At 31.6% G+C, this 6,982-nt stretch carries 5 protein-coding genes; 1 reads left to right on the forward strand and 4 read right to left on the reverse strand.

Annotation, left to right across the window (positions count from 1 at the left end):
- Positions 1-81: 81 nt before the first annotated feature.
- The 4 genes from RAH41_RS13350 to RAH41_RS13365 form a co-directional block, all read right to left on the reverse strand.
- Positions 82-1,008 carry a glycosyltransferase family 2 protein gene (locus RAH41_RS13350; RefSeq protein ID WP_331223026.1) on the reverse strand — a complete coding sequence of 309 codons (927 nt, stop codon included), beginning with the start codon at positions 1,006-1,008 and terminating at the stop codon, positions 82-84.
- Between the two features lie 108 nt (positions 1,009-1,116).
- Positions 1,117-3,264 (reverse strand): YhgE/Pip domain-containing protein, encoded by a 2,148-nt coding sequence (locus RAH41_RS13355; RefSeq protein ID WP_331223027.1) that lies wholly within the window; start codon positions 3,262-3,264, stop codon positions 1,117-1,119.
- A gap of 187 nt (positions 3,265-3,451) precedes the next feature.
- Positions 3,452-4,549, reverse strand: a complete 1,098-nt coding sequence (locus RAH41_RS13360) for an ABC transporter permease (RefSeq protein WP_331223029.1) — start codon at positions 4,547-4,549, stop codon at positions 3,452-3,454.
- A complete protein-coding gene (locus RAH41_RS13365; protein ID WP_331223030.1) occupies positions 4,546-5,466 on the reverse strand; it encodes an ABC transporter ATP-binding protein in 921 nt (306 codons plus the stop codon). Before RAH41_RS13365 ends, RAH41_RS13360 begins: the two co-directional genes overlap by 4 nt.
- A 358-nt stretch (positions 5,467-5,824) precedes the next feature.
- On the opposite strand from RAH41_RS13365, the gene RAH41_RS13370 reads away from it, so the two are divergent.
- Positions 5,825-6,871 carry an acyltransferase family protein gene (locus RAH41_RS13370; RefSeq protein WP_331223031.1) on the forward strand — a complete coding sequence of 349 codons (1,047 nt, stop codon included), beginning with the start codon at positions 5,825-5,827 and terminating at the stop codon, positions 6,869-6,871.
- Positions 6,872-6,982: the final 111 nt, after the last annotated feature.

A 6,982-nucleotide genomic window follows, 5' to 3' on the forward strand; every position in this document is an offset into this window, starting at 1 on the left:
TCTATCTTTAAATATTATGTAATGAAAAAAGAAATTCGACAAGATTCTTGTCGAATTTCCAAATTTATCATATCGTAACATTTAATCTTCATCATAGCTTGAAGCCTCAACAATATACTGGGGTCTTCTTTTTGTTTCGTAATAAGTCTTACCTAAATATTCACCTAATACTCCGATCATCAAAATTTGAACTCCGCCAAATAACATAATGAAATTAGATATTGTATATAAACCAGGAATTCTAATCCCAACTAAAAGAACCTTAAAGCTCATCATTATAAATATTACGATACTTATACCAATTAATAGTAATCCAACTTTCGTTAACAACCTCAATGGTCTAGTATTAAAACACAATATATATTCAATGGCTCTTTTTATCGAATCTAGTCTTTTTACCTCTGACTCTTTGTTAATGATTCTTGATGTTATTTCATACTCAATCGTTTTTATTTTGTAACCAATCCAGTTAAAAATACCTTTTGAATAGCGGTTTGATTCAGGCATGCTTAAAATAGCATTCACTACTTTTCTACTGAACAAACGAAAATCTGATTCGTTTTGCAAAATATCAGGGTCCACAAATTTTTTAATAACCTTCTCAAAAATGCCCTTTTTGGCTTTTTTTAGAACTGAACTCTCTATTTTTTTAGATGCAACTACATGGTTATGTCCTTTTTTGTATTCATCCATCATCTCTAGAATAACGTTTGGTGGATGTACAAAATTTCCATCCATTAGGATGACTACATCGCCTTTTGCATGTTCAAGTCCAGCACAAATTGCTCCCTCTCTTCCGAAGTGGCGAGTAAACGAGATATATTTCAAATGGCTACTATGATTTGCAACAACTTGAAGTGCAAGTAGTGTATCATCATCACTTCCGTCGTTTATATAAATAATCTCATAATCTTCTTTCAGTAACTTTACAGTATTCGATAAATTAACGTGAAATCTCTCAAAATTTTCTCCATTGTTATAACAATATACAACAACTGATAATTTCATACAAAACACCTACTTCTCCTAAAAGCTATAAAGATATAACTTTTATTATGTTATAGCACTTGGCAAAACAGTTCAATGATTTTTATATGAATTTTATTTCTCGAACGACTAATGGATGAGTCTACTCTTCTTAGAAAGATCCGCAATTTTACTTGCTCTTTTATTAATAGGTGCTTTAAGAACTACCCCCACTATGATTGCTATTATAGCAAGTAGAACTAGTATTGGAAGGTCTTTATAAATGGTCTCCCAAACAATTCCACCAGTTGCCTCCCTTAACATGCTTAATGCATAGGTGAAAGGTAGAAACGGGTTTATTTTTTGGAAAAATGGCGGAGTTACTTGAATCGGATAAACTCCTCCAGCTCCAGATATTTGGAGAACCAAAAAAATAATACCGATGGCTTTCCCAATATTTCCGAAAACCGAAACAAGCGTATAAACAATAAACGTAAATACAATGCTAATCAATAGTGCAAATAAGATAAAATAACCTTTACTTGCTGCATAAGTACCGAGTATCAGAAAATTACCTGTAGTCACGACTAATGTCTGTAGTACCCCAATCGTTAAAAAGGTCAATAATCTTCCAAAATAAATTTCTCTACTCTTATATGGCTTTTCTTCATGAACTTCAGTAGTTAATAACGAAACCATTAATAAAGCTCCAACCCATAACGACAATGTTGTATAAAAAGGGGTCAAGCCTGTACCATAATTCGGTATCGGAAACATTCGCTCCTTTTTTATTGCGATTGGATTGGAATAAAAGTCACTTACCTTTTCTATATCTGTACGTAGAAAATTAATTAAATCCTCAATGCTTCCTTTTTCTTTAGCCTTTCTAATCTCATTAGCAATTTTTTTTATTTTCGCTTCAATCATTGGTAATTCATTTACTAATTGTTGTATATCACCTTTTTTGGTTGCTAATAAATTTGATGTGTCCTGGAGTACACCTTTTATTGTAGGTATACTCGTTTTTGCATCAGCCAAAACAGTCTGGGTATTTATTAATGATTCATTCACTAATCTTGAAGCTTCTCTTATTTTTGGTGATAAATCTTGATCAAAATTTCCAGTTAAACTGTTTATTTTGTTATTTATACTAGCCGCACTCTCATTCATTTTTTGAAGTAAATCAATCGATAGACCATTTCCGCTTTGTATTGCACTTTTTAGTTGAGCATTCTCATTTTGAAGCACCATTAGATCTCTTTCTAGATCTTTTAATACACTAACTTCTTTACTAAAATCTGTTGTAGTACCTAAGCTATTAAACGATTGAAGAACTTGATTTAAAGAAGTAACTATATTTCTTGAATTCGGTAGAACATTTCCAATTTCATTCGTGAGTCTCATCGATTCGTCTCGACTAATCGTTTGATTCTGTAATTGTGATAATGTACTTTGTATAACAACAGACTGGTTCTGGAGTAGGTTAAGTGTCTCTTTTATAAATGGAGTTGAATCTTGAATTGCTTTGTTAATTTGATTAAAAAACCCACTTAAACTAGCCGTTAATTTTTCACCATTTGCTACGATGTTGTTAATCAATTCCATGTCTTTTTTTGTAGTTTGAATAACGTTTTGTACTTTTTTATAGTCATATAAGGCTGTATTCACAGTTGTCTTTATTTCGGGTAAATCTTTTTCAAGTTTAAAAATCATTTGCTCAAATTTTTTAATTTCAGGTAAATTTGCTTGTAAATCAATTCCTATTTTATTAAACTCCTGCAAAACTTCCTTACTTACGGTCTTTTCAAATTTCTTTGTAATCTCACTTGCAATACCGGTTGCACCTTTTTCAGTATATTTCGGCGCAACAATATTTAGCTTCTCATTAACTTGATAAACTAGTTCAGGTTTTTGAGGATGATCTGTTAAAACAGTGCTAATTTTATTGGAAAAATCGCTTGGAATTAAAATACTAGCGTAATATTTTCCTTGTTTAACCCCTTCATTTGCGACTTTTTTAGTTGTAAATCTCCAACCTAAAGAAGGATTTTGTTTCAAAGAATGGATTACTTCGTTTCCGATATTAATTTTATTGTTTAAGACAGTAGCACCGCGATCTTCATTTACGATTGCGATCTTTAAGCCCTTTGTATTGCCGTACGGATCCCAAGAAGATTTTATATTAAACCATGCATACATTGAGGGCATGATAATTAACCCAATGATAATCATCAATGCAGCCCAATTTGTTACAACCCGCTTTACATCACGAAAATAGATTTCAAATATTGAACTCACCTATAACTCACCTAATCTTAATTTTTAAATAGTATGCAATAAATAGTGTATAACTATTCTTAAAGGCAATAATGGTTAGTTAGAAATTAATAAATTTAAAAAAGACTTTCCCTAATAATAGAGAAAGTCTTTTTGACCAATCATTTCTTTATATACTTACGGTCCCTGTCTTTTCCTAGTTTCTGCCTTACTCCCATCTAAATGTACGTGCAGCAATTAAGAAGCTTACGACCATCCAGACACATAACCAACCGAAATCCGGAAGTAAATCTCCAAATGATGCTCCGACATTCATGATGTCACGCATTGCGGTTGATAAATGTGTAATTGGAATTGTCTTTATAATCGGTTGTAAATATTCGGGCATATTATTTACAGGGAAAAATACTCCACCTAAAAACATTAGTGGGAACGAAATGAACCCTGCAATTGGCCCGGCACTTTCTGGACTTTTCGCTAAACTTGCTATAATAAATCCAATGCTCATAAATGTTAATGTACCTAATACTACAAACAATACTACTAATAGAAACGATCCTCGAATACTTACGTCGAATCCAAAGTAGCCAATTAGAATTGTTAAGATGGCTTGTAGACTATTCAAGATTAGCCTTGCTGTAATTTGCGCTGCAATAAACGTTGAGGCTCTTAATGTTGTGCCTTGCATTCGTCTTAATACGCCTCGTTCTCTCCAAGAGGCAATTTGCCCTGCGACACCATTCATATTATTATTCATAATTTGCATTGCAATAATTCCAGGCACTAAAAAGTCTAAATATGAAAGAGTAATTCCAGATACACCTTTAAAGTCTGTAACGATTTTAGGAGTATACCCTGCCATTTGTTTACTAGCGGCATCAACATACGCTGTAATCGTTGCAATTCCACCTTGAAGCTGGCCTGCTTTACTTTCATTATAAAGTACTTTTATTTTTGCAGGAGCGGATTGTTGTTTAGTTGTAACTTGATTTTGAAATCCTTTTTTAATGACGATTACAAAATCTGTTTTACCATCAGATAATAATTTCCTAGACTTTAATTCATTTGTTTTTTTATGAATTTTCAGCGACTTTTGTTTCTCTAATACAGTTGTAATTTGTTTACTTACTTGAGTGTTATCATAATCAATTAGGTTTACTGAATAACTAGTTGTATTCCCATCGTTAAACATTAATCCGAAAATAATCATAAAGAAAAAAGGAAATAATAATGTCCAAATAAGTGCTTGACGATTACGTACATAAATCCGGAGTTGCGCTAAAGTCAATTGGTAGTAAGCCTTCATTCTTCACGTAACCCCCTTCCAGTCATATATAAAAATACGTCCTCAAGAGTGGCAGTTCTAGTCGATAAATCTGAAATCGTCATATCTTGAACTTTTGTATACTCCAGTAAGGCCATTAATGAAGCTTGTAAGTTACGTGTATACAATGTTACGAAATCATGATTTATCACGACATTCATTACATTGTCTAAATGTGTGAACTTTTCTTCTTGCTCTGGTACTTTTGTCTTAAATTCAATCGCACTCTCTGCAGAAATTGAACTTACTAAATTGTTTGGTGTATCTAGCGCAATTAATTTACCTTTATCCATGATACCAATGCGATCTGCTAGTACATGAGCCTCATCCATATAATGGGTTGATAAAACGACTGTTTTACCTCGTTCTTTAAGTTTTAAAATGATATCCCACAACGTTCTACGAGCCTGTGGATCAAGTCCTGTAGTTGGCTCATCTAAAAATATGATTTGAGGATCATGAATTAATGCTAATGCAATCGCTAATCGTTGTTTTTGTCCTCCAGATAATCCTTTTACGAGACTATTTTGTTTCTCAGTTAAAAGCATTTCATCGATTAACGGTTGAATTGGGATATGACTTGGATAGAAACTTGCATACATTTCAATGATTTCTTTTACTTTTAACAGTTCAAATAATGATGTTGATTGGAGTTGAATTCCAATCTCTTGTTTGATTTTGTATGAGTCTTTACCGATCACATGCCCTGCAATAGTAGCCGTACCTTCATCTGGTTTTCTTAATCCTACAAGCATTTCCATTGTCGTTGATTTACCAGCTCCATTTGGACCGAGTAATCCAAATACTTCACCTTTTTCCACTTCAAAACTAATTCCATTAACAGCGTAAAAATCTCCATATCTCTTTTTAAGATTTTCAACTTTAATAATTGAGCCCATTGTTTTTCTTTCACCTCTACTAATTAAATGATTATTTAAATGTACTATCTTTTCTAATTCAGCCTGCTAAGTATATAATGCAAAACAAAATATATTTGTCGAAAGAACTAATTATTAATAATTTTTAATAAAACCTTACACTTTTTACCACTATGTCTCTTCCATTGCTACACTTAATATTCAAATTTATTTGTTGCATTTATGAACTATTCATTTACATTTTATAACTTGATTGTAACGTCCATGTTGTCACTTTGTAATACTCATCAGTTACAATGTGTTTGGACATGATTTTAAAAAATTGGCTATGATTTGAAATTTTTTCTCTTTAATTGAGCCATAAAAACAAGGTGATAAAATGAAAATAGAACGTGAAAAATGGTTGGATGTTGCCAAAATGATCGGCATCTTTTTGGTTGTTTATGGTCATTCTACAGAAGGTCCGAATTCTATTACATTTATTTACTGGTTCCATATGCCTCTATTTTTTATTATTAGTGGCTATTTATTTAAACCGGTCAATTCAATTAATGAACTCAAATTTTTTATAAAAAAACTAACATGTAGATTGCTTGTACCATACTGTACGTATTTAGTTTTATTTAGTTTATATAACATGACAATTGAGGTAATAGACGGAACCATTAACCAATCAAATTTACTAAAGGAAGTCCTTTCATTGTTAATTGGTGGAAGATTTATTACTGGAGTCCATGGCGTATTTTGGTATGTGACATGTTTATTTATAACTCAAATATTATTTGCGTTAATCTGTTTATACTTTAAAAAGAATAGTACCCGTCTATTCATCGTAATAACTTGCTATTTACTTGCACATTTTGAAACAATTAAATTAATTCCACAAATTGGTAAAAATACCTTTAATCAAATTTCGATTCCATGGAATATGGATGTTGCTCTACTAGCAATTTTCTTTTTAGGATTAGGTTTCTTTACAAAAAAATTGATCGCGTCAATTTCTAACTTCCTTGGAATATCATGTATTGCGCTTAGCATTGTTTATATGACCTTATATGAATTGAATAAATTAGATTACCATCTAAGTCTAAAATACTTAAGATATAACCATTTATTTTTAGATGCTTTAATTCCAATAACAATGACGATTGCTGTACTTTATTTATGTCAAAAGCTTGCAAAACTACAATTTATCCAACCTTGCACAATATTTGGTAAAGAATCATTAACGATTATGTACATCCATATTTTTGCGAATGCTATTTTTTCACAGTTTTTCGATTATGGACCGTTATTGTATACCATGATTGGTTTAGCTGTGCCTATGATCGCGAAGAAATTTATTATTGAGTCACAACCAACTATAAAACCGTTATTCATTGGTTTAAATGTAAAACGAAAACATTTAAAGGTAAGAACTGCATAAAAAAAATAGCCTTAGGGCTATTTTTTTACAGAGTGTTGAAAAACAACTTAGTCAATAGATCCAAGCATATAATTTTTGAAAAAATCCCCTTTGTAGGAAAATTATTACAAA

Origin of the sequence: Gottfriedia acidiceleris (assembly GCF_036421055.1) — a bacterium.
In the GTDB taxonomy this organism is placed as follows: Bacteria; Bacillota; Bacilli; order Bacillales; family Bacillaceae_G; genus Gottfriedia; species Gottfriedia acidiceleris_C.